At 66.6% G+C, this 2,072-nt stretch carries 1 protein-coding gene; it reads left to right on the top strand.

What is annotated here, in order from left to right; all coding sequences use genetic code 11:
• Positions 1–86 precede the first annotated feature (86 nt).
• The coding region (locus tag IEY79_RS37025) for a non-ribosomal peptide synthetase (protein ID WP_373292707.1) at positions 87–2,072 on the top strand (1,986 nt) is incomplete at its 3' end.

The following is a 2,072-nucleotide window of genomic DNA, read 5'->3' on the forward strand; positions in this document are numbered from 1 at the left end:
TGGTGGGTCATGAGGAGCTCTTCGAGCGGCTGCCGCTCGATGGCCGTGTGACCGTCGACATCCGCAAGGCTGAACCGGTGCGGGTCGTGTCGGAGACGGCCGGGAAGGACAGCCCGAAGAACCCGGACCGTGGCGACGACCTCGCCTATGTGATCTACACCTCGGGATCCACCGGACGGCCCAAGGGCGTGGCGGTACGCCACCGCAACATCGGCTCCCTCATGACCATCGGCCAGAAGTGCTTCGGCTTCGGTGCCGACGACGTCTGGTCTCTCTTCCACTCGGCCTCTTTCGACTTCTCCGTATGGGAAACGTGGGGAGCGCTCACCAACGGAGGCAGCCTCGTCGTCGTGCCCAAGGAACTGACCAGGGACCCGGCGCGGTTCCACCGGCTCGTCTCGGAAACGGGCGTCACCGTCCTCAACATGACACCCACCGCGTTTGCCCGCTTCGAGGAGGCGGACGCCCAGGCTCCGGCGCCGCTGGCTCTCCGCAAGGTGATCTTCGGGGGAGAAGCCGTCGATCTCGCGGCCGTACGCCGCTGGTGGAACCGCCACCAAGCCGGCGCTCCGGAACTGATCAACATGTTCGGCATCACCGAAGTGACCGTGCACGCGACCATCAAGAAGCTCCTCCCCGAGGAACTGGGCAACAGCGTCAGCCCGATCGGCCGGCCGCTGCCCGGCTACACCATCCGGGTGCTTGACCCGCACGGTCGGGAGCAGCCGGTCGGCGTCGTGGGTGAGATGCACGTTTCGGGCGCCGGAGTGGCTGGCGGCTATCTGAACCGCCCGGAACTCACCGCTGAGCGCTTCGTCCCCGCCGACCCGGACAACCCCGGGGCCGGCACCGCCTACGCGTCCGGAGACCTGGCCCGCTGGCTGCCCGACGGCGAACTCGAGTACCTGGGCCGCACCGACCGGCAGGTCAAGATCCGAGGGTTCCGGGTGGAGACCGGCGAGGTGGAGGCGGCACTGGCCACCCATCCCCAGGTCGAGTCGAGCGTGGTCACCACAAGCCGTCACGAGGACGTACCCCGGCTCGTCGCCTACACCGTACCCGTGACGGGAGCGGAACTGTCGGCCGCTGACCTGCGTGACCACTTGGCCGAACGACTCCCCTCGTACATGGTGCCCGCACTGGTCGTCCCGGTCGCCGAGATCCCGCTCAACGCCAACGGCAAGGCCGACCTGACCCGGCTGACCGCGATCGACCTCACGCCGGGGGAAACGCGGGCGGAGCATGCGCCCCCCTCCACGAAGGAGGAGAGGGCCCTCGTTGACGCCTGGGTGGAGGTGTTGGGTGTGGGCCGGGTGGGGGTGCGGGACAACTTCTTCGATCTTGGTGGTGACTCGATCCGGAGTGTTCAGGTGCTGGCGGCTGTGCGCCGCCGGGGGCTGACGTTCGAGCTGTCCGACCTGTTCCAGCACGTGACGGTCGAGAGGCTTGCGGTGCTCTGTCTTCCGTATGAGGCGGCGGTCCAGGAGCTGGAGCCGTTTTCGATGGTGACGGCCGAAGACCGGGCGAGGATGCCGGAGGGGGTGGTGGATGCGTATCCGATGACCGCGCTCCAGACCGGAATGGTTTACGAGATGGAGGCGGACAACACCTTCTCCCCCTACCTCAATCTGGACAGTTTCCGGTTGCTGGGGCGTTTTGACGAGGTGTTGTTCCGGCGTGCGGTGGGTGATGTGGTGGCCCGTCATGAGGTGCTGCGTACGTCGTTTGGGATGCGGGGTTTTGATGAGTTGTTGCAGTTGGTGCATGCCACCGCGGAGGTTCCGGTGGTGGTGGAGGATGTGCGGGAGCTTTCCGAGGGCGGGCGTGAGGAGCGGATCGCGGCCTGTGTGCGCAGGGAACGCGGTATCTCCTTCGATCTTTCTGTTCCTGGGCTGCTGAGGTTTTTCGTCCATGTCCTGGGGGACCGGGAGTTCCAGTGGACGCTGGTGGAGCATCACGCGATTCTGGACGGCTGGAGCCTGAATTCGACGCTGGGTGAGATCATTGGCCGTTACGCGGTGCTGCTGCGGGATCCGGGCGCGTCCCGGGAACCTGCTCCGGTGTCGCGGTTC

The organism is Streptomyces camponoticapitis (assembly GCF_014646115.1).
In the GTDB taxonomy this organism is placed as follows: Bacteria; Actinomycetota; Actinomycetes; order Streptomycetales; family Streptomycetaceae; genus Streptomyces; species Streptomyces camponoticapitis.